This window comes from Methylobacterium sp. P1-11, assembly GCF_008329595.1.
GTDB lineage: Bacteria > Pseudomonadota > Alphaproteobacteria > Rhizobiales > Beijerinckiaceae > Methylobacterium.
In genome coordinates this window covers 55,106-77,386 of the sequence record NZ_NPKS01000032.1, presented here as the reverse complement: position 1 = coordinate 77,386, position 22,281 = coordinate 55,106, and the positions used below count along the sequence as shown (strand labels likewise).

Here is a 22,281-nt window from a genome sequence, read left to right as displayed (position 1 = left end):
ACCTGGCCGCGCTCTGGGCCGCGGTCCTCGGCCTGACCGAGCCCGACACCATCGCCCGATCCGACACCTTCTTCGAGCGCGGCGGCGATTCCATCCTCGTCATGAAGCTCGCCGCTGCCATCCAAGAAAGCCTGGGCCGACCTCTGCCGCTCCGCACGGTCTTCGATCATCCGACGCTGGCGGGCCTCGCCGCGCAGCTCGATGGCACCGACGGCCGGCACGGGACGGCCGATCTCACCGACATGGACCGCTGGCTCGACGAGATCGAGACGGCGGCAGGAGCGACGCGGACATGACCCTCCAGGCCACACAGATCGCACACCGTTTCGCCAAGCTCGCGCCGGAACAGCGCAAGGCCTTCCTCGCCAAGCTCGCCGAGAACGGAATCGACTTCGCCACGCTGCCGATCGTCCCGGCGGACGACCGGACCGCGCTGCCGCTCTCGGCGGCGCAGCGCGGCCTGTGGCTGACCTGGCAGCGCGAACCCCGGAGTCCAGCCTACAACCTGACCGGCCTCGTCGAGATCGCGGGCGCCCTCGATCCCGACCGCCTTCAGGCTGCCGTCGACGATCTGGTGCGGCGCCACGAGCCGTTGCGCACCACCTTCAGCCTGGATCCGCAGGGCGAGCCACGCCAGCGCATCCACCCGGCCGCCACGGTTCCGGTCCGGGTCCGCGACGGGCTCGATGCCGAGCGCAGCGAGGCCTTCGCGCAGGCCCTGGCCCGCGCGCCGTTCGATCTGGAGGCGGGTCCCCTGCTGCGCGTCGAGCTGCACCGTCTCGGGGACGGCACCGACCGGATCGTGCTCGGCCTGCACCACATTGCCGCCGACGGGCAGTCGATCCCCCTCCTGCTGCGCGACCTCGACGCCCTGTACACGGCCGGGTCAGGACAGGCGCAACCCGACGGGCTGCCGCCGCTGACGGTGCAATACGCGGATTACGCGCTCTGGCAGCACGGCCGCCTCGGGGCCGGGGAGGCCGAGCGCCAAGCCGCGTACTGGCGCTCGGAACTGGGCGCGTCTCCGGCCGAGACGCCGCTTCCCCTCGATCGGCCCCGTCGCGCGGAGCGCGGGGCTTCGGGCGGGATCCACGCGTTCCGGATCGCGCCCGGGGTGAGCGCGGCCCTGCGGAGCCTCGCCCGCCGTGAGGGCGCGACGCCGTTCATGGCGGCGCTGACGGGTTTCGCGCTGACGCTGACGCGCTACGGCGACGGCACGGATGTGCGCATCGGTCTGCCGCTCGCCGATCGCGCGCGACCCGAGACGCGAGGCATGGTCGGGCACCTGACGAATATCGGGGTGCTGCGGGCCCGCATCGACCCGCGGGACGGCTTCCGCGTCCATCTCCGGCAAGTTCGCGATCGGCTGCTGGCCGCCCAGGCGCATGCCGATCTACCCTTCGACCGGATCGTCGAGGCGTCCGCAACGGAGCGCCGGCCCGGATTGCATCCGCTCTTCCAGGTCAAGGTCACCGAGCAGGCCGCACTCCGTCCCGAAGCCCGGTTCGCCAATCTGCCAATGCGGCTGCGCGGCCTCGACGGGGGCGACGTCCACTTCGACCTGAGCCTCGATCTCGTCGATTCCGCCGACGGTCTGGACGGCTGTCTCGCCTTCGCCCGCGACCTGTTCGACCCCACGACCATCGCGGACCTGGCCGAGACCTTCGCGACGCTTCTCACCGAGGCCGTCGCCGAACCCGACCGCCCGGTCTTCGCGCTGGCGTGCCCCGTACCGGAGGCTGCTGCTCCGCCAAACTCATCCGCGCCCGACGTGCTCGTAGCGTGGCGCGCCCGTGCGGCCGAGGCGCCGGAGGCGCCTGCCCTGCGGCAGGGGGACCGCTCGTACACCCGCGCCGAACTGGACTGCGCCTCGGATCGACTCGCCGCGCAGCTTGTCGCCCATGGGGCCGGTCCGGACACGCGGGTGGCCCTCCATCTCGGCCGCTGCCCTGACTGGGTGCTCGGCCTCCTGGCGGTCCTCAAGTCCGGCGCCGCCTACGTGCCGATCGATCCCGGCCTGCCGGCCAGCCGCCGCGCCGCGCTCGTGGCCGAAAGTGCGGCGTGCCTCGTCCTGGGCGATCCGGTCCCCGGTGACCGACCCGATCGGCCGGTGATCGCCGCGCGCTTCGATCCGGCCGCCGACGCGGCGGCTCCGCCCTTCGCGGCCGCGGCGGCGCATCCCGCCTCCGCGGCCTATATCCTCTATACCTCGGGTTCCACGGGGCGGCCCAAGGGAGTCGTCGTGACCCGCGGCGGCCTCGCGCGTTACGTGGCCGGGATGCTCGCGCGCGTCAGCCTGCCCGCCGGCGGCCGCCTCGCAATGGTGTCGACCGTGGCGGCCGACCTGGGCAACACCGTGCTGTTCGGGGCGCTGTCCGGAGGCGCGGAACTCGATCTCCTCGACCACGAGACCGCCCTCGATCCCGACCGCTGCGCCGCGGCTGTCGCGGGGGACGCGGCCGAGGGCCGGAGGGTCGATGCCCTGAAGATCGCGCCGAGCCATCTCGGCGCCCTGCTCCAGGCGGCCGAGCCCGCGGCCGTGCTGCCCGACAAGCTCCTCATCCTCGGCGGCGAAGCGTTGCGCTGGCCCCTGGTCGACCGGATCGCCGCGCTGAAGCCCGGCTGTCGGGTGGTCAACCATTACGGGCCCACCGAGGCGACGGTCGGTGCGCTGTGCCAGGAGGTCCTCGCGGGGGCGGGGCAACATGGCCTGGACCGTGGCCAGGAGGACGGGGCCGGCCGGTGGGCCGGCGGCGTCCCCATCGGGACGCCGCTTCCGGGCGTCCGCGCCTATGTGCTCGACGATTTCCTCACGCCGGTCCCGTCGGGCGCAACGGGAGACCTCTACCTCGGCGGACCTCAGCTCGCGCGCGGCTATCTCGACCGGCCCGGTCTCACCGCGGAGCGGTTCGTCCCGGATCCGTTCGCGGGCCCCGGGGAGCGCCTCTATCGGACCGGCGACCGGGTCCGGCGGATCCGCGACGGCAGCCTCGCCTTCGTGGGACGGTCCGACGACCAGGTGAAGATCCGGGGTCATCGGGTCGAACCCGGCGAAGCGGCCGCGGCCCTGCGCGGCCTTCCGGGTGTGCGCGACGCCGCAATCATCGCGCTCGCCGAGCCAGATGGTGATGGGAATGACGGCCTGCGCCTGGCCGGCTACGTCGTGGCCGATCCGGACCTCGACCTTTCCGCACTCGCCGCGCAACTCGCCGCGCGGCTGCCGGCGGCTCTGGTGCCGACGAGCCTGACTCGGCTCGACGCGCTGCCGCTGACCCCCAACGGCAAGCTCAACCGGCGTGCCCTGGTATCCCTCGCTGTGGGGCGCGGAACGGACGGGAAGGATCCGCCCCGAACAGGCACGGAACGGGTACTCGCCGCTCTCTGGGCCGATCTCCTCGGCCTGGATGCGGAGGCGATCGGCCGCAACGACGCGTTCGCGGACCTCGGCGGCGACTCGATCCTCAGCCTGAAGATGCTCGCCCGCATCCGCCGGCACGGCATCGAGGGGGGCAGGACGCTCACGCTCGCCCAGATCCTGGGCGCGAGGAGCTTGGCCGACCTCGCCGAACGCGTCGCACCGGCGGCTCCGCGCGGACCGGAGGTCGTGCATCTTCGCAGCGCGGGCTCGCGGAGCCCGCTCTATTGCATCCCCGGATTGATCGCCAACGCGACCGAGTTTGCCGACCTCGCCGCGCATCTCGGTCCGGAGCGGCCGGTCCACGGCTTCGTGAGCCACGTCTACACGGAGGCGCGCTGGCAGGGATTCGACGTGTCCGCGCTGAGCGGCGCCTACGCGGACTTCATCGCCGCGCACACCCCGGGTGGCCGCTGCGCGCTGATCGGCTGGTCGTCCGGTGGCGATCTCGCCTTCGAGACTGCGCGCCGCCTCGATGGGCGCGTGCGCGTCGACTTCCTCGGGCTCGTGGACGTGTTCGAGTCGGTGCATTTCGCTGCGTCCCGGGTCCTGGACGCGGACGAGCGAGCGCTGGCCGCGCAGAGCCTCGCGGGCTGGCTCGGCGGCTCACGGATGGCCGAGCAATGGCAGGGGCTGATCGCCCGCATGGATACGTCCGAGCGGGAGGCGCTCGATGCCTATCTCGTCGACAACCCGGACTTGCCGTCGGACGGGCCCGACCTGACGGCGCGCGAGTTCGAGCTGTGGGCCCTCCTGGACAAGCGCGTGCAGGCCAAGCGCCACGCCTTCGCGCCGCTGGCGCGGCCCGTGCACGTCTTTCAGGCCGCGGATTCGTTGACGCGAACGGAGCGCCTGCGCGACTGGAGCAAGCTCGCGCCGGTCGCCGCCCTGGAGATCATCCCCGGCGCGCGACACCTCGATATCCTGCGGAGCACCGCGTTCCAGGAGGCGATCGCCCAAGCCCTCGACGCGGCCGGCGCCTGACCCGAGCGTGGGCCTTCCGAGAGAGGGCCGCTGCCGATTCCGTTGAGACGGCGGCTCCGGCGCTGCGTTCGGCGGGGGCTGATTCTCGCATGCGGACGTGGTGCGTCGCGCGTGAGAACGGTCAGCGGCGGGTCGCTGGTTCACGGCCGTTGATCTGCGCCGTCATCGGATCCGGGGCGACGGCGAGCCCGGGCCTGATCGCCGCCGTCCGTGCATGGCCTGGGCGCGGCGGCTCAAGGCGCGCGGCTACGCGCCCGCCTTGGGCGTTGGCCTGAAGCGCGAAGCGCGCTCCGTGTCCTGAGCGGGTGCGGAAGCCGGCGAACCGCTCACCACCGGTATGAGAGCGTGCCGAACACGTTGCGCGGCTCACTGTACCGGCAGCCGTTCACCCCGACGCAGGTGACGTAGGAATGGTCGAGGACATTCCGGGCATTGATCTGGGCGCGCCATCCCTTGAGGCTCGGGTCGGCGACGCCGAAATCGTAGAGCGCGACGAGGTCGAACAGCGTGGCAGCGCGCGTGTCGAAGGTCGCGCCCGAGATGTTCGAGCTGCCGACATAGCGCACGCCGCCGCCGAGCCGCAGGCCCGGAATGCCGAACGTGCCCATGTCGTAGGTGCCGAACAGGCCGGCCTGGTTGTAGGGTACAAGGTCGATGCGCTGGTTCAGGTTCGCCGCCACCGTCGTCCGCGTCTGCCGGGCATCGGTGTAGGAATAGGATGCGACCGCCTCCAGGGGTCCGAAATTCGTCCGGGCCTCGGCCTCGAAGCCTTGGGAGCGGACCTGCCCGGCCTGCGTGCTGAAGACCGGGTTGACCGGATCCGGCACCAGCGCGTTCGTCTGGTTGATCCGGTAGAACGCGGCGCTGAGCAGGGTGTCGGCCCCCGGCACCTCCCAGCGCAGGCCGCCCTCGTATTGCTCGCCCAGCGACGGCTGGAAGGGATTGCCGTTCCGGTCGGTGACCGCGAAGGTCTGGAAGGACTGGCTGTAGGAGACGTAGGGCGCCAGCCCGTAATCGCCGAGATAGAGCAGGCCGAGCCGCCCGCTGAAGGCGCTGTCGTTCTGATCGAGCTGCGCGCCGGTGCGGTAGGTGAGGATCTGCGTGCGCGCGAAGTCCTGACGGCCGCCGGCCAGGAAGACGAAGCGATCGAACCTGACCTGATCCTGCGCGTAGATGCCGACTTGCTCGAGCAGGCTCTTCGACCCGGTGTTGATCGCGTAATTGATCCGCGGGTAGGTGAGGCCGTAGACCGGGGCATACACGTTGAGATTGCCGACGGTGCCGTTGGTATACCGCTCCGAATTCAGGAAGCTGCGGTAATAGTCGATGCCGGTCAGCAGGGTGTGGGCGGTCGGGCCGATGACGAACTTCGTCTCGAGCGAGGTGTCCGACGCCACGCCCGTCGCGTTCTCGTTGCGCATGCTGATGCCGCGCGTCGCGACCTGCCGGTTCGCCAGCAGCCCGTTCGGAGTCAGGTAGTCCCAGTCGACCCCGGACTGGAAGTAGCGCAGGGCGTGGCGCAGCCGGACCGAATCCGAGAAGGCGTGGTCGATCTGGTAGCCGATCGCGCCCGATCGGGAATCGTACCGGTCGAAGGCGGGCTCGCCGTAGAACCGGTCGATGGCGAACCGGGGGAATTGTCCGTTGGGCAGCAGCGTGCCGACCGCCGGGAGCGGCGGCGGGAAGCGCGTGTGGATCTCCTGATAATAGCCGAGCAGCGTGACGGAGGTCGCCGTCGACGGTCGCCACGTGATCGCGGGCGCGATGTAGCGCTTGTCGTCGGGCGTGAAGGCGAGATAGCTGTCGCTGTTGCGGATCAGCCCGGTGAGCCGGTACGACCACGTGCCGTCGTCCGTGAGCGGCCCGGTGAAATCGCCCGACACTTCCTTGCGGTTGTACTGACCGAACGTGACGTTCATCTCGTTGAACGGCGTCTGAAGCGGATGCTTGCTGACGGCGTTGACGATGCCGCCGGGCGAGAGCTGGCCATACAGGATCGAGGCCGCGCCCTTGAGGACTTCGAGGCGCTCCAGCCCGTAGGGTTCCTGCGTCCCGTCATAGACGCCCGATTGCAGCTTCAGACCGTCGCGCAATAGCCCCGCATTGCCGGTTTCGACGGGAAAGCCGCGGATCGTGAAGCCGTCGGAAACCTTGGCAAAGCCACCCACGGCCTGGCTGCTCAGGCCGGGCGTGTAGGCCAGGGCCTCGGCCAGCGTCGTGGCACCTTCATCGCGGATTTGACGGGCGCCGACGACGTTGATCGTCTGCGGCGTTTCGAGGATCGGGGTGTCCGTCTTCGTACCGGACGCGCTCGCCTTGGCGACGTAACCGTTGACCGGCCCGGTCGCCGTGCTGGGCGAAGCTCTGCCCTGCCCGACCACTTGGATCTCGTCGAGGGTGACAGACGTCTCGCCCCCGCTCAGAGGCTGCGCGGCCAATTCGTCGGCCGGCAGCGAGAAGCCGACGGCAGCGGACAGCAAGAGCGGCCCCCAATACAGAGAGCGCCTCTGTGGTCGATCGGAATAGGCGGAAGCGATCTCGACGCACATGCAGTGAACTCTTGGGCGCTGCAGCCGCCGCGATCGGATTCGGCTGCGAGGCTTCCATCTGCGCGGTGGCGACATACGAACGCAATAGGTCGCAGCGGCGTGCGAGCCTATAAGATCAGTTCAGTTGCAGAGGAGCGACAATATCAATATGTAATAATTCTAATTTGCCAGATTTGCCCGGGTCTCATCGCCGGGCCGCGACAAGAAAAATGGACATGAAAAGCGTTGCGCACAACCGCAAGATTGCGCGTTGCTGTCGCCCGCACGAGGATCGAAGACTGAGATGACCCCGCCTCATGGCGCGTCGAAGGAGGCCTGCGACGCAGGCGAGAACGCCTCAGCACAGGCGGCAACGGTCCGCCCCACCTTGGGGCTCCCGTAGAGACGCGCGATGATTGTGTCGTGGATGCTGCGCCACGAGCGGGCCTCTCCGACCGCAGTCGTGCCGATTGCGATCGACCTGCCGGCCGACCAGAGCGGCGGAAGACGCGTCGGCGTGCCCTCGCTCGGCCCGGCGCTCGCTCCTCAGATCGCCCAGTCCGCCGCCAACGCCGCGGCCGCGTATCGGGCGCGGGCGGCAGCGTCGCGCGGGAGTCCGGCGCGCTCACACCACGCCGTGAAGATCTCCGGCTCGATCGGCACGCGAACGACCTCGACGCCGCTGCGCTGCACCTCCCGCTCCATCTGCTCGGTGGCGACGCGCCAGGTCTCGTATTCCGGCGGCAGCTTGGCACCGTCCGCGAGACAAGCGCGCAACGCTTGATAATGCTCCGGAGGGTACCAGGGCAGGCCGACGCGGCGGGGACGGTCCATCAGAACTCTTCGAACGGTCACGCTGAACAACCATCAACGGCCAGGGGGGCCTCTGGTTCGAAGGGTGCTGGCAGCGCGGCGCCCGTCGGTGCGGAAGCCCGGGCGCTGTTGAGGAGAACTCGTGCATCCGGCGGACCCGAACGGGATCGCCGCCCACGGCCCAGAGGTTGTGACCGTCGATGGCGAAAAAGGCCGGCCGGTCCGGCAGGATGGCGTCGAATTCGGCCCGATAGGGCCCCTCCGGCGGAAACATGTCGACGCGCCAGCCGAAGCCGCGGACCGGTCCGGTCGGATTCAAGATGGCGTTGCCGCGCATCGCGATCGCGTCGGCCCAGGGTGCAGGCCCCGCCAGGGTGTAGACGGGGACCATTGTGGAACACGACATCAGCCGGCGCCGCGGCTGCCGGAACGCTCCTGCCCTGATCGGCGCGAGTCCGTCGGCAGCAGTTCCAACAGCAGGGCCGTCGCGGGTATGGCCGCGCCCGACTGCAGCATGGAGTGGCGATGGCCCCCGTCCGCTCCCGAACGTCTGGAAATGGGGCGCCCCATCCACGCGCTGCACATGCAAGTCCTCAAAATCCCACACTCTTCTCGGTCGAATTTGTTTTCATTATTTCAAAGATTTAGCTGTGATTTATTAGCGATTGACCAATGCTTGCCGGGCTAGATTTCGAACGACCGATCATGACGTTCAGCCCGAACCGACCGAATCGGCGGCGAGGTTGGCATACGCGCTCAGACCAGAGCGCGACGACATCAGCGTTCAACCGAGGCGCGAAGGGTGTCACGAGCGATCCGCGCACGCGCCCGTCGACCCACTGGAATTTCTGCGCGAAATCGAAACAGTATCAGTCAGCCAGTTTGTGGTGGCTCGTAGAGCCGGCCTGATCAATCTGGGCACCAAGGGCACCGGCAAATGACGGCTGCCGCCGCAACGTTTCACGCGCTCACGACGACGGGAGGTACCATGACCCGAATTAGCTTTCGCTCCGTAGGCTTGGCCCTGCTGAGTCTGGCCGTTCCCGCCGCGCTCGCGGCACAGCCCCTGGCGCCCGACCAGACCGGCACCGGCGGCGGCCCGGCCTCGACGATCACGGCGCCGAACACCAACAGCCTCGGCGTCACCAAGCCGCCCGGTACGTCGCTGGGCCCGGGCGAAGTACCGCCGCCCGCCGTGCAGCAGCGTGAGCGCGCCCGGCTCAACAAGATCGAGAACAGCATTTGCAACGGCTGCAACTGAGCGCGGCCGGGGCAGACGACGTCACAGGGGATAGCGCATGGCCACGTTGCAGCGGGCATAGCGTCGGCCGAACCGGTCCATGATCTCCGGGTCGTGCCGGAACCCGACCTTCTCGTACAGGTGCACGGCGGCCTCGCACTGGGTGTTGGTCAGCAGGTAGAGCGTCTCGATCCGCATGGCCTCCGCACGGGCCAGCACCGCCCGCAGGAGATGTTCGCCGGCCTTGCGTCCCCGGGCCCGCTCGGACACGGCCATCTTGGTCAGCTCGAAGCAGCCATCGTCCATCCGCATCAATGCGCAGGTGCCGACGATCCCGAGACCTTCCGCCTCCACGAAGAGGATCAGGCCACCACGGTCCAGGATCTGGCCGCTCGGATCGGAGAGGATCCGGCGATCATTCTCCTCCAGCGAGAACATCGCCTCGATCCATTCGGCGTTGATGTCACGGAAGCAGCCCGCCAGCGCATCCGTGTACTCTCGGATCGTCAGGGCCGTCGCGGCATCGCCGGCCTCGATTTCCTGCCGGATGCGGGCCGCGAACGGGACGGCGTCGAGCCGGCGCTCCAGCGCGCCGATCTGCTCGAGCAGCGGTCCCGACAGATCGGCGCACAGGCTCGACACGGCCTTGCCGACGCGCGGCCAGAGCGTGGCCTTGGCCTGCCCCATCAGGTCCTTCCCCGCGACGCTGAGCGACAGAACCTTTTGGCGAAGGTCGGTATCCGACCGCGTCTCGTCGAGAAGTCCGAGTTCGACGAGGCTGGCCGCGGTGCGTGTGGCCGCCGGCTGGCTGACCCCGAGGGAGGCAGCCGCATCGTTGATGGTCAGGGGGCCGTAGCGGTCGATGGCGGCGAGGAGCGGGAATTGCGCCGGTTGGATGCCGAGCCCCTCGTCACGCAGCACCCTGGCGGCGTCCGCCTGGAAGCGGTCGGCGAGGCGCTTGAGCCGGCTGCCCAGGAACAGCGGTCCGAGTTCGTTGAGGATGTCTGCGGCCATATCGTCCTCCGGGCACGCAGTTGTATAACACGTTATGTTTCGCGCAAGCCCTCTGTGGCTTCCCTACGTCGAGGTCTCGGGCCAAGCGTCGTTGATCAACGGCCGCCGGCCCTGGCCGTCCCATGAACGCCGGCAACGCGCATTGCGGAACGACGCTCGTGCACGATCGCCGATTGTGTCCCCGCGGGAACTGCCTGGAGGCGCAACGTGAGGTAAAGTTACCGGCCAACGTGAAATCCCGTGATGCCGTGACCTTCGTAGCCCGGTCCCTCTTCACAACCGATGCCCTGCCCGAGCGCGACCGCTTCGCCGCGTGGCGCGCGCTGTTCTCCGCCCATGACCTCGATGCCGACCCGCAGGGATTCTCCGGCCGGATCGAGACAACCCTGATCGGCCCGATGGCCCTGCGCGTCATGGACGCGGCCCCGCAGGGGCCCGCCCGGTCCAGGTCTCAGATCCGGCGCGACGGCCAGGACGGCTTCGTCCTGCATCTGAGCCGGCACGCCTACAGCGTCGAGACCGAGCGGGGCGTCGTGGAGGTTCCAGCGGGCGCCGTGAGCCTCAACGATCTGTCGCAGCCGTATCGCCGCAGCCGGGTCTCGGAGACGCATTCGCTGATCCTGGCCGTCGCGCGTGCGTCCATGGCCACCGTGCTACCCGATGAGGACGCGATGCACGGGCTGATCCTGCACGGCGGTGCGGGCCGTCTCCTTGCCGACCACATCCGGAGCCTGGCCGCGCACAGCGACGCGATCACCACGGCCGATGCCGCCGCTATTGCCCAGGCCACGCTCCACATGGTCGCAGCCTGCGCGCGCCCGAGCCTGGAGGGGGCCGCACGCGCCGCCGCACCGCTCGATGCCGCCCGGCTCAGGGCTGCGAAGCGGCTCCTGCGCCACCAGCTCTCCGCGCCGCCCCGGATCGACGCGATGGCGCGGACTCTCGGCATGTCGCGCTCACAGCTCTACCGCCTGTTCGAACCGGAAGGCGGGGTGGCCCGCTACCTCGCACGGCAGCGCCTCGCGGCGGTGCGGGCCGCCCTCGACAATCCCCTCGATGGGCGGTCGATCAGCGCGATCGGTGAGGCTTACGGCTACGGGAGCAGCGCCCACCTCAGTCGTGCGTTCCGGGAGGCCTACGGCCTGAATCCGCGCGACTACCGGGCATCCGGCGGCGTCTGACGCGATCGGGGACGCGACCGCGAACCGCGTCGCGCCAGGCCACGATCGCGGGCCGGCTAGGTTCCGGTGGCCGACGGGCCAGGCGGCTCGCGTCGGCGAGGGTCGGCATACCCCGCGACATCCGTAACCACGCGCTGAAACGCGCGGCCCTGAACTTTAAAGCCGCGCAGCGGACGGTTCAGGCCCGGAGGTCCCCTATGCCGGCTCCGGACGCGACAGGCCGAGATGCGCGCGCAGGGTCGTGCCCGCATATTCCGTCCGGAACAGGCCGCGCTCCTGCAGCAGCGGCACGACCTCGCGCACGAAGTCGCTCAGGCCGTCGGGGAAGAAGGGCGGCATCACGTTGAAGCCGTCGGCGGCGCCGCCCTCGAACCACGCCTGCATGCGGTCGGCCACGTCCGCCGCCGTGCCGACGATCATGTGGTGCCCGCGCCCCGCCGCCACGCGCAGGGCGAGTTGCCGGATGGTCAGGCCCTCCCGACGGGCCAGCGCGGTGAGGAGTTCGGCCCGGCTGCGGAGCTGGTCCGAGACCGGCAGGTCGGGCAGGGGCCCGTCGAGGTCGTAGGATGCGAGCGAGTGGCCGAGGCGCTCCTCCAGGAGCGGCATCGCGCTGGCGATGGGGGTCCACTGGTCGAGCTCGATCAGCTTCGCGCTCGCCTCCGCCAGCGTGCGGCCGATCACCGGCAGGAAGCCCGGCATCACCGCCACCGTCGCCGGATCGCGCCCGAAGCCGGCGGCCCTCTGCTTGAGGCTCGCGTAGAAGCTCTGCGCTTCCGCGATGTCCTGCTGGGCGGTGAACACCACGTCGGCCCGGCGCGCCGCGAGGTTCTGACCGGGCCCCGACGAGCCGGCCTGGATCAGGATCGGATGGCCCTGCGGCGAGCGCGGGATGTTCAGCGGCCCCTTCACGCGGAAATAGCGGCCCGCGTGATCGAGGATCCGCACCTTGGCGGGGTCGGCGTAGACCCCGCGGGCCTTGTCCTTGACGAAGGCGTCGTCGTCCCAGCTGTCCCAGAGGCCGCAGACCACGTCCACGAACTCCTCGGCGACCGCGTAGCGCTCGTCGTGCGCCGGGTGCTCCTTGGAGAAGTTGTTGGCGGTGCGGGCGTAGGAGGTGGTGACGACGTTCCAGGCCGCCCGGCCGCCGCTGAGGTGGTCGAGCGACGCGAAGGCGCGCGCCACGTGGTAGGGCTCGCCGTAGGTGGTCGAGGCGGTCGCCGCGAGGCCGATCCGCTCCGTCACCATGCTGAGCGCGCTGAGCAGCGTCAACGGCTCGAACCGGGCGATCATGGACGGGTGCGCGTCGACTGCGCTGGTGAGCCCGTCCGCCAGGAAGACCATGTCGAACTTGGCGGCCTCGGCCATCTGGGTGACCCGGCGCAGGAGGTCGAAATTCTCGCTGCCGGCTTCCGCGCTCGGGTGGCGCCAGCCCGAGACGTGGTGGCCGGCCCCCTGGAGGAACAGGCCGAGATGCATCTGGCGCGGCGCAGTGGCGTGCGTGGTCCGGTCGGTCGTCATGGGGCGGCTCACGGCTGGGCGAGGAGCTGGAGGAGGCGCGCGAGATCGCCGGCATCGCGCATGCTGCGCACGAGATCCGGCACTCCCTGGAGGATGTCGGAGCCCGCAGTGGCGTCCCGGAACTTGGCGTCGGCGTCGTCGAGCCCAGGTAGGCCGTCGACGCGCCGTCGCGCGGTGCGGCCCTGCGCGTCGGCGATCTCCACCACCACGAACCGCGTCGCCGGATCGGAGGACAGGCGGGGCGCGGATCCGTCGTGCCGGCGCGTGACTCGCGCAGCCATCACGGCGAGGTCGGCGCGGACCGGACGCGCGTCGAAATGGTCGAGGCGGACCGCGCCGTCCACCAGGGCGGCGGCCAGGATGTATTCGGGGCTGAACCGGGCCTCGATGCCGGTGCGCGGCGCGCGGATCACCAGGGCGGCGTCGCCCCCCGGCGGGAAGGTGATCGTCGCCCGTGTCAGGTCCCGGAACCCTTCGCGGTGGAAGGCGAGTCCGGCCAAAGCCACCGGATGGGCCGCCGTGCAGCAGGGGAACGCCTTCAGGGTCAGGCCGGGGCGGAGGATCTGCCAGGGCGCCCCCCAGCCTTCGCGGACGCGCTCGGGTCGCGCCTCGCCGAAACCGTAGGCCTGCAGGAAGCCGTTCGGGCCATCGAGGCTCTCGGGGGCACCGGATAGGCCGGCCTCGGCGAGGCGGGCGGCGATCAGGCCGTTGCGGGCGGCGAGCCCGGCATGGAGCGGCTTGGCGTCGAACCCGAACTGCAGCCGCAGCCCGGCGGCCTGCGTCGCGCCGAGGCCGAGGGCGATCCCGGTGGTCTCGGCCGAGAACCCGCGCAGATGCGCGATCGCGGCGGCCGCGCCGAGCGGACCCAGCGTCGCGGTGGCGTGGAAGCCGCGCTCGTAATGGGCTGGGCCGATGGCGCGGCCGAGATGCGCCATCGTCTCCAGGCCGACCAGGTAGGCCGCGAGGAACGCCTCGGCGGAGGGCGGCGCCTCCGGCTCGAGGGCCGCCAGGAGCGCCGGCACGATCACCGTGGTGGGATGCCCGCGCACGCTCGCGTGGACGTCGTCATAGTCGAGCACGTGCCCGGCATAGCCGTTGAGGAGGGCGGCGAGTTGCGGGTCCGCCGGCCGGGCGGAGCCGATGACCGGAGACCGGCCTTGCGTGTCGCCCAGGGCCGCCCGCAGGATCGCGACGGTGGGATCCCGGCTGCCCGCGAGCGCGCAGGCAAAAAAATCCACGCAGGCGAGGCGCGCAGCCGCCATCGCGGCGGCGTCCGCCTCCGGACGGGATGCCACGATGGACTCCGCCAGCGCGGCGGTGAGCGAATCCGGCATCAGATGCCCTCCCGGTCCTGCACCGCGTCCCGGAACCCCTGGAAGCCGCCGATGAATTGGCGGATGCGCGGATTGTTCGATCTGTAGAACAGCTCCGCGGGCGGCGCCTGCGCGACGATGCGGCCATTCTCGGTGAACGCGATCGTATCGCTGATCTCCTCGGCGAAGCGCATCTCGTGGGTGACCAGGATGCTGGTCAGCCCCTCGCGGACGAGTTCGCGGATGACGGCGAGCACCTCGCCGACCATCTCGGGATCGAGGGCCGAGGTGACCTCGTCGAACAGCACGAGCTCCGGCCGCATGGCCAATGCCCGGGCGATGGCGACGCGCTGCTGCTGGCCGCCGGACAACGCGCCCGGATAGGCCGACACCTTGTCGGCGAGGCGGACCCGGGCGAGCAGGTCCCTTGCGTGGCGCTCCGCCTCGTCCCGCGGCACCTTGAGGATCCGGACCGGCGCGAGGGTGATGTTCTCCAGCACCGTGAGGTGCGGGAACAGGTTGTATTGCTGGAACACGACCCCGATGCGCTTGCGCAGGGCGATCCGCTCGGCCTCGCTGCGCAAGGCATCGACCCGGATGCCCGCCACGGTGATCCGGCCCGCCTGCGGCTGCGCGAGCCCGTTGATGCAGCGCAGGATCGTGGACTTGCCCGATCCGGACGGGCCGATGATCGAGACCGCGTCGCCCTTCGCCACGGTGAGGTCGATGCCCTTGAGCACCTCGACCGCCCCGAAGGACAGGTGGACGTCCTGGAGATCGACGAGGATCGGGCGGTTTGCGGGGTTCTCGGCCATGGGCCTTCGGTGTCAGCGCGTCGCGAGGCGGCGTTCGAGCCGCCGCGTCAGGCGCGAGATCGGGTAGCAGAACAGGAAGAAAGCCAGCAGCACGGTCAGGTAGATCGCGACGGTGAAGTCGTCGCGCCGCACGGCGGTGCTGGCATCGGTGGCGGCGTGAAGCAGCTCGTGGACGCCGACCAGGGAGGCGAGCGCCGTGCTCATCGTGATCGACGCGGCGAGGTTCATCCAGGGCGGCAGCGCGCGGCGCAGGCACTGGGGCAGGATGATCCAGCGCAGGGTCTGTCCCCGCGACAGGCCGATGCCCTTGGCGGCGTCCCACTGTGTCGTCGGCACGGATAGGATCGCGCCCCGCGCGATCTCGGCCACGTAGGCGGCGGCGGGAATGGCGAGCCCGAGCACCGCCTTCAGCCAGTCGGGAAACGGCAGGTAGTTGCCGGCCACCACGATCTCGAAGGGGAAGATGTAGGTGGTGGCGAAGATCAGCACGAGGTGGGGCGCATTGCGGAAGACCTGCACGTAGGCCACGGCCGGGGCGCGCACGAGACGCGCGGCGGACAGCTCCATGGCGCCGAGGACGACGCCGCCCAGCGTCCCAAGCGTCAGGGCGAGGACACTGATCACGACGTTCATGATGAAGCCCGAGGCGAGGTAGGGCAGCCAGTCCAGCAGGTCGCGGGTGAGCCGCGCGTCGAGGAGCCACCCGAGCAGGCCGGCCCCGCAGGCGGCGGCGAGCCACGGCCAGGCCGCGCGCAACGGCCCGCGGGCCGGGAGCGCGGCGGCGTTCATACGCCGTATCCCGCGCCGTATCCCGGCACGGCGAGGCGGCGCTCGACGGCGCGGCCGATCCGCGACACGGTCAGGTTGATGAGCCCGAAGAACAGCAGGATCACGATCATCAATTCGAGCACGTTGTCGCGCTGCGTCCAGATCATGATCGACGCGTAGGTCACCTCGTTGACGGCGATCGCCGAGCCGATGGTGGTCAGCTTCACGAGGTTGACGAGGTTGTTCACCAGGGCCGGCAGCGCCGTGCGGAGCGCCAGCGGCAGCGTCACGTAGCGCAGGATCTCCAGGCCCGAGAAGCCGGTCGCCTGGGCGGCCTCGACGAGAGGCGCCGGCACGGCTTCGATCCCGCCGCGCAGGGCCTCCGCGTGGAAGGCCGCGACGTGCAGCCCCGTCACCGCCACCACCCAGAAGACGGGACTGAACGGGTTGTGCGCCGCGCCGCCCAGCGCCCGGGACAGGAGCATGTTGAGGGCGAAGAACGCGAACATGAGCTGGACCAGCGTCGGCGTGTTGCGCGTCAGCTCGACATAGGCCCGCACCGGCCCGGCGAGCCACGGCCGGCCGGATGTCAGGGCCGCCGCGAAGGCGGTCCCGGCCAGGAGGCTCAGCGGGATCGCCAGGACGACGAGCAGCAGGGTCATGGCCATGCCGGCCAGCCAGGAGCGGACCTCGCCGCCGCTCAGCAGGAAGTCGTAGTGCAGCCCCAGGGTGGCCGCGCCGGCGATGAAGCGCTGCAGGGCCGCGTCGATCATGCTGTGTGCGACCGGGTCACGGCATCGATCACGGCATCGATCACGGCATCGATCACGGCTTGGCCTGCGCGGCGAACTTGCGCTGCTCCTCCTCCAGGAAGGTCGGATCGATCAGCCGGTTCGCCTTGGCCATGGCCAGCATGGCCCCCGCGCCGTGCAGGTCCCGCACCGCCGCGTCGAGGGCCGCCGCGGCGTCGCGCTCGCCCTTGCGCAGCCAGATCACGGAATCGGCCGGCTCCAACTCGGTGGGGATGACGATGGCGTAGTCTTTCCAGTCGTCCGGCCGGTCGGCGAGCAGGAGCTTGAGCGTCGGCGCCACGTGGACCGCCACCACGCAATTGCCGCCCTGGAGCGCCAGCATCGACTCGGGCTGGCTCGGGATCCCCTTCACCACGGCGCCGTAGGTGTCGGCGAGCGGCTGCGCGTAGTTCGAGCCCTGCGAGATGCAGACCGGCTTGCCCTTGAGGTCCGCCCAGTCGTGGATGCCGCTGTCCTTGCGGCCCAGCGCGGCGCCCCCGGCGCGGTCGTAGGGCGTCGGCACGTGGTCGAGGATCTTCGCGCGGTCCGCCGTGTACTGCATGTTGGCGATCAGGATATCGACCTTGCCCTGCTGCAGGAACTGGACGCGGTTCGGCGGCGTGACCGTCACCAGCTCGACCTTGACGCCGAGCTTGTCGGCGAGCGCCCGGGCGAGGTCGATGTTGAAACCCTTCTCAGCGCGGGTCTGCGGGTCGATGTACCCGAACGGGGCCCCCGACAGGATGATGCCGACCGTGAGCTTCTGGCGGCCCTTGATCCGGTCGAGGGTCGCGTCCGCCCGGGCCACCGTCCCCACGACCAGGCTGAGCGACGCCAGCGCGAGCGCGCCGAGGCAAGATTTCAACGAGGGGGTGCGCGCCATGACAGGTCCGGTGCAATCAGCGAAGCGGGCTCCTCCATACGGGTCGCCGGCACGCACGGGAAGCCGGATCAACCCGCGGCGGAACCCTCGCGCCGGACCGTCATCCGGTTCGTCAGGTCCGCGGCGCACCCTCGCCGGAAACGGGAAAGCCCGACGGTCGGAACCGTCCGGCGATCGTGCGGCCCTCAACCCACGCCGTCGTGATCCGGATGAGCCCGCGCGTCGTCGCCCTCGGGTATGAGGTGCAGGTGGCCGTAGCGAACGCCGCGCTGCGTGACGACGGCGTCGGCGTAGCTCTGCATCCGGGCCACCGACCCGCGCAGGACCGCCACCTCGAGGCACGCGTCGTGGTTCAGGTGCACGTGCAGGCTGGCGATCGAGACGCCGTGCTCATGCCCCTCGCCGGTCCGCCGGCGGGCCAGATCGTGGGTGCCGTGGCTGTAGACGTAGCTCAGGGCCCCGTAGCCGCGCCGCGCGCAGAGATCGTCGGCCGCCCCGTCAGCAGGGCGTCGGTGATGGTGATGGTGATGCGCTGCATGCCCGCTCTGCCGCTCCCGTGGCCTTCTGCTACGGGGACGCGGGGCCGTGAACAGCCGCCGGGCCCATATCCTCCGGGGCGGAACGGTGTGGGCTCAAGCGACCTCGGACGATCCGCCGAGCCCGGCGCAGCAGAAAAAGAGCCCCGAGGGCCGCACCCCGAGGCTCAAGTTCTGGGTCTCGGGGATATGTCCAGCGTGCGCTTGGGATGGACCGCGCTGGAACGCCTGGCCGAAGGATCAAGGGCGTGAAAATCGACGACGCAGGCGCGACCGACTCGTATGCCGGCCAATCCATTCTGCACAGACGCAGTCGAAGCGCATCCGATATATGTCAGATGCCCAAAAGTATTTTGAATTAATTCGCCGCACCTGGCTCAGGACGCCGGTTCAATTTTATCATATCGGCTTTCGATCTCCCGGTATCGGCGTACCGGACCGGGCCTGACCCTGCCGGGCATGCCCCGCGACCGCGATCCCGGCGGCTTTGGCCGGGCGGTGGGACGCTCCGCCGCGCCGCGCGGTCGTGCGGACCGCGACGAGGAGGAGGGCGGCGAGGGCCAGCATCGCGCCGTCGAAGGCGAGGAAGACCGGCTCGACCGGCGCGTCCCCGTCGAGCCGGCGCGCGACGAGGCGCCCGACATCCGCGGCCGCGACGGCGCCGAACAGCCCGGCCGCCGCCGTCAGCGTCTCCGGCCAGACCCGGCCGGCCGGGCGCAGGAACGCCGCCACGGCGACGAGCAGCCAGATGGCGAAGAAGCCCCCGACCTCCCAGTCCGCCCGCGCGGGCAGCGCGGCGGGGAGCAGGCGGTTGGCCAGGAAATAGGCGGCGACGGCCGCGGGCAGGCCGGCGATCGTCGCGACGTTCAGCCCCTGGACGAGGCGCAGGCCGAGGCCCCGGGACGCGTCCGCCTTGGGCAGGCGCGCCACCGACCAGAGCAGCAGCCCGGTCGCCACCATGGCGCTGCCGGCGAGGCCGCACAGGAAGAACAGCACCCGCAGGGCGGGGCCGGCGAAGTGCGCCTCGTGCAGGCCGACCATCGTGGTGAAGGTCTTGGTCGCCGGCTGCAGGCCGCCCGCGCGGACCTCCAGGACCGCGCCCGTCACGCCGTCGAAGGCGATCTGCGGATGCTCGTGGGAGAGGCCGTGCGGCTCCTCGAACACCGCCACCGCGGTGGCGCGCGCGTCCTTCGGGTTGACGATCGTGATCCGCTCCAGGGGCTCCGGCCGCAGCGCCAGGGCGCGGACCACCAGCGGCCCGACCGGCGCCAGCGTACCGGGCTGGCCGGCGGGCGGGCGCGGCGCGGTGATCTGGCCGGATTCGGCGAAGTAGCGCTGGCTGTCACCGCGATAGGCCGTACTCAGCCCCCAGGGCACGTACATCACCATGAGCGTGGCGAGCCCGGTATAGGTGATCATCAGGTGGAACGGCAGGGCGAGGACGCCCGTGACGTTGTGCGCGTCGAGCCAGCCCCGCTGGGCGGACTTGTCCCGGCGGAAGGTGAAGAAGTCGGCGAAGATGCGCCGGTGCGTGACGACGCCCGAGATCAGCGCCACCAGCATGATCATCGCGCAGGCGCCGACGATCCAGCGGCCCCAAAGCGGCGGCAGGTTCAACTCGAAGTGGAAGCGGTAGAGGAAGTCGCCGCCGCGCGTCGCCCGGACCGCCGCCGGCGCGCCGCTGTCGGGATCCAGAAGGACGTGGCCGGGCGGTCGGCCCGGCCCCGTCCGCCAGAACAGTTCCAGCACCGGCCTGTCCGGCCGCGGCAGCGCGAGGAACCACGTCCGCGCGCCGCCCGCATGGGCCTGCAGGTAGGCGACGCCGCGCTCGGCCGCCGCCGCGAGATCCGCCGGCGCGAAGGTCCGGTCGGTGCGGAGTTCGGGCCGCATCCACTGCGAGATCTCGGCCCGGTAGTAGCTCGCCGTGCCCGTCACGAAGACGGCGAACAGCACCCAGCCGACGACGAGGCCCGACCAGGCGTGGAGCCACGCCATCGACTGCCGGAAGGTCTTGCCCACGGCGACCGCCTCACCAGCGGTAGCGCAGGGTCGCGTAGACCGTGCGCGGCAGGCCGTAATAGCAGCCCGAATAGGTGAAGCAGCCGGTCACGTAGCGCTCGTCGAGGAGGTTCTGCACGTTGATCTGCGCGCTGAGGCCGGTGAGCCGCGGGTCGAGGTGCTTCATGTCGTAGGAGGCGACGGCGTCGACCAGCACGCTCTCCGGCACCTTGAAGGTGTTGGCCGGATCGCCCCAGGACGGGCCGAGGTAGCGCACGCCGCCGCCGAGGCCGAGGCCGAGCAGCGGGCCGTCGGTGAAGCGGTAATCGACGAACAGCGAGGCCGTCGTGTCCGGCACCTGCACCGGCCGCAGGCCCTGGAGCGGCACCTGCCGGCGGGTCAGGTCGTTCGCGGTGAAGCCGGTATCACGGACGTTGCGGATGTCGAGGAGCGAGAAGCCGCCGATCAGGCTGAGGCCCTCGGCGAGGGTGGCCCGCGCCTCGAACTCGACGCCCTGCACGCCGACCTCGCCGGTCTGCACGACGAAGCCGGGATTGACCGGGTCGGTGGTGGTCGCGTTCGAGCGGCGGATGTCGAAGAACGCGGTGGTCAGCAGGATGTCGGTGCCGGGGGGCTGGTACTTGATGCCGGCCTCGTACTGGTTGCTGGCGATCGGGACGGGGATGCGCCCGGCCGAGCCGAAGGCCGCGTCGAAGATCCGCCCGTTGACGATCGGCTCGAACGCCTCGCTGTAGGAGACGTACGGGGCGATGCCGCTGTCGAACAGGTAGAGCAGGCTGGCGCGGCCGGTGAAGGCCTCGGCCGGCACGTCCTGGATGGTCAGCCCGTTCGGCGCGAAGGTGCGGGTCGGGCCGGTCTGCCGGGCGGTGTCGTAGCGGCCGCCGAGCGTCAGGATGAAGCGGTCGAACTTCGCCTGATCCTGGAAGTACACGCCGGTCTGCTGCGCGTCGATCCGCGCGGTCGACGTGAAGGCGGGGAACCGGATCGGCAGGTCGTGGTCGGGGGCGAGGGCGTTCAGGCCCGTCGTCGCCGGGAACGGCCCGGTGACCGACCGCGTGCTGAAGGTCCGGTGGTCGACGCCGAGCAGCGCCGTGTGGGCGATCGGGCCGGTGTCGAAATCGGCGATGAAGTTGTTGTCCATCGTGTAGGCTTCGATGTCGACCTGGGTGCCGCCGACCGAGCGGCCGATGGCCGGGCCGCTCGTGTACGGGCCGTTGATGTCGCCGAAGGTCGTGAACACGCTGCGGTAGTCGCCGTTCGAGCGCAGGTAGCGGCCGGCCGAGTGGAAGCGCAGGTTCTCGGTGATCCGGTGGTCGAACAGGTATTCGACGGAGGCCTGGGTGCGGTCGGAGCGCTCGATGTTGCGGTCGCCGTCGTAGAAGTTCACCGGCAGCCGGCCGAAGACGCCGTTGCCGAAGTTGCGCGGGAACACCGTGCCGACGGCCGGGAAGCCGCCGTAGAAGCCCGAGAACGGGTCGCGCTGGTAGTTGGCGATGATCGTGAGCGACGTGTCGGCGGAGGGCCGCCACGTGAGGCTCGGGTTGATGAAGGCGCGCTCGACCTTCGTGGTCACGGCTGGCCCATCGCCGTTCCAGCCGAGGCCGATGACCCGGTAGGCGAACTGGTCGGCGAGCCCCGGCATGTCGGATTCGATCGGCCCGCCGATATCGAAGCCGCTGCGGACTTCACTGAAGCCGCCGCCCTGGACGAAGATCTCGCCGTGGCGAACGAATTGCGGGACCTTCGAGACGAGGTTGACGAGGCCGCCCGGGCCGGACTGCCCGTAGAGGACCGAGGCCGGCCCCTTGATGATGTCGACCCGCTCCAGGCGGTAGGGATCGACGCTGGGGAAGGCGTCGCGGTTCGCGGGCAGCGCCATGTTGTCGAGGAAGATCGGGGCGGTGAAGCCCCGGATGTAGAACTGCTCCAGGCGCGTCGAGCCGGCGCCGCCCCGCTGCTCGGTGGTGACGCTCGGCGTGTAGCGCAGCGCCTGATTGATGGTCAGCGCGTTCTGATCCTCGATCTGCTGGCGCCCGATGACGGAGACCGACTGCGCCGTCTCGACGATGGGCGTGTCGGTCTTCGTGCCGACCGCGCTGCGGCTGGCGACGTAGCCGGGAACCGGTCCGGTCGGTCCGCCGCGTCCGTAGAGATCACTGTTCAGGCTGCGCCCACGTGCCTCGCCCATGACGCTGAGTTCGGAGAGTTCGATCTCCGTGACCGGCGCGGGTTGGGCGATCGCGGCCGCCCCCAGGGCAAGTAGAGATGTCGACGATATAAACCCGATTCGGATCAGCCTCTCCGCATGATCGGACGCGCAAGACGCGACCCGGCCACCAACATATCTCGACATTACACTGACTCTAAACTGGAATTACTAGGCGAAGATACGTGCCAATCCCCAGCTATCACGGATCCGTGAGCGGTATGTGCCTCTAATGACACATATTACAGAATCGTATC

15 protein-coding genes and 1 pseudogene are annotated in these 22,281 nt (G+C 70.3%); 4 read left to right on the top strand and 12 right to left on the bottom strand.

The genetic code is table 11. The features are described from left to right. Positions 1-296, top strand: a 296-nt coding sequence (locus tag CIW48_RS25915) for a phosphopantetheine-binding protein (protein ID WP_149313318.1), incomplete at its 5' end; no start/stop codon positions are given. Beyond that, positions 293-4,399, top strand: coding sequence for a non-ribosomal peptide synthetase (locus CIW48_RS25910; protein WP_149313317.1), 4,107 nt, complete (start codon positions 293-295; stop codon positions 4,397-4,399). The genes CIW48_RS25915 and CIW48_RS25910, both read left to right, overlap by 4 nt. Positions 4,400-4,725: 326 nt before the next feature. On the opposite strand, the gene CIW48_RS25905 is transcribed toward CIW48_RS25910, so the two are convergent. Further along, positions 4,726-6,879: a TonB-dependent siderophore receptor gene (locus CIW48_RS25905; protein ID WP_246695423.1), complete on the bottom strand. Its 2,154-nt coding sequence runs from the start codon at positions 6,877-6,879 to the stop codon at positions 4,726-4,728. Positions 6,880-7,473: 594 nt separating this feature from the next. Further along, a complete protein-coding gene (locus tag CIW48_RS25900; RefSeq protein ID WP_091786633.1) occupies positions 7,474-7,761 on the bottom strand; it encodes a hypothetical protein in 288 nt (95 codons plus the stop codon). A gap of 967 nt (positions 7,762-8,728) precedes the next feature. Here CIW48_RS25900 and CIW48_RS25890 point away from each other — a divergent pair. Continuing rightward, complete coding sequence (locus CIW48_RS25890; RefSeq protein ID WP_149313316.1) at positions 8,729-9,001, top strand: hypothetical protein; 273 nt, start codon at positions 8,729-8,731, stop codon at positions 8,999-9,001. Positions 9,002-9,022: 21 nt separating this feature from the next. On the opposite strand, the gene CIW48_RS25885 is transcribed toward CIW48_RS25890, so the two are convergent. After that, a complete protein-coding gene (locus CIW48_RS25885; protein ID WP_149313315.1) occupies positions 9,023-9,994 on the bottom strand; it encodes a GNAT family N-acetyltransferase in 972 nt (323 codons plus the stop codon). A gap of 230 nt (positions 9,995-10,224) precedes the next feature. Here CIW48_RS25885 and CIW48_RS25880 point away from each other — a divergent pair, with 230 nt between their 5' ends. Then, positions 10,225-11,175, top strand: coding sequence for a helix-turn-helix domain-containing protein (locus CIW48_RS25880; protein WP_246695422.1), 951 nt, complete (start codon positions 10,225-10,227; stop codon positions 11,173-11,175). Between the two features lie 195 nt (positions 11,176-11,370). On the opposite strand, the gene CIW48_RS25875 is transcribed toward CIW48_RS25880, so the two are convergent. The 9 genes and pseudogenes from CIW48_RS25875 to CIW48_RS25835 form a co-directional block, all read right to left on the bottom strand. Beyond that, positions 11,371-12,693 carry an LLM class flavin-dependent oxidoreductase gene (locus tag CIW48_RS25875; protein ID WP_149313314.1) on the bottom strand — a complete coding sequence of 441 codons (1,323 nt, stop codon included), beginning with the start codon at positions 12,691-12,693 and terminating at the stop codon, positions 11,371-11,373. An 8-nt stretch (positions 12,694-12,701) separates the two neighbouring features. Beyond that, entirely contained in the window at positions 12,702-14,027 is a 1,326-nt protein-coding gene (locus tag CIW48_RS25870; protein WP_149313313.1) for an MmgE/PrpD family protein, read from the bottom strand. Continuing rightward, a complete protein-coding gene (locus CIW48_RS25865; RefSeq protein ID WP_149313312.1) occupies positions 14,027-14,821 on the bottom strand; it encodes an amino acid ABC transporter ATP-binding protein in 795 nt (264 codons plus the stop codon). Before CIW48_RS25865 ends, CIW48_RS25870 begins: the two co-directional genes overlap by 1 nt. Positions 14,822-14,833: 12 nt before the next feature. Then, positions 14,834-15,610, bottom strand: a complete 777-nt coding sequence (locus tag CIW48_RS25860; RefSeq protein ID WP_149313311.1) for an amino acid ABC transporter permease — start codon at positions 15,608-15,610, stop codon at positions 14,834-14,836. After that, the gene (locus CIW48_RS25855) at positions 15,607-16,362 is read right to left on the bottom strand and encodes an amino acid ABC transporter permease (protein ID WP_149313310.1); all 756 of its coding nucleotides are present in this window, start codon (positions 16,360-16,362) and stop codon (positions 15,607-15,609) included. Before CIW48_RS25855 ends, CIW48_RS25860 begins: the two co-directional genes overlap by 4 nt. Before the next feature lie 52 nt (positions 16,363-16,414). Beyond that, the gene (locus CIW48_RS25850; RefSeq protein WP_149313309.1) at positions 16,415-17,263 is read right to left on the bottom strand and encodes a transporter substrate-binding domain-containing protein; all 849 of its coding nucleotides are present in this window, start codon (positions 17,261-17,263) and stop codon (positions 16,415-16,417) included. A gap of 185 nt (positions 17,264-17,448) precedes the next feature. After that, positions 17,449-17,801, bottom strand: a pseudogene (gene nikR, locus CIW48_RS25845) (nickel-responsive transcriptional regulator NikR). Positions 17,802-18,198: 397 nt separating this feature from the next. Beyond that, a complete protein-coding gene (locus CIW48_RS25840) occupies positions 18,199-19,818 on the bottom strand; it encodes a PepSY-associated TM helix domain-containing protein (protein WP_149313308.1) in 1,620 nt (539 codons plus the stop codon). 10 nt (positions 19,819-19,828) lie between these two features. Continuing rightward, positions 19,829-22,171, bottom strand: a complete 2,343-nt coding sequence (locus CIW48_RS25835; protein ID WP_149313307.1) for a TonB-dependent siderophore receptor — start codon at positions 22,169-22,171, stop codon at positions 19,829-19,831. Positions 22,172-22,281 lie beyond the last annotated feature (110 nt).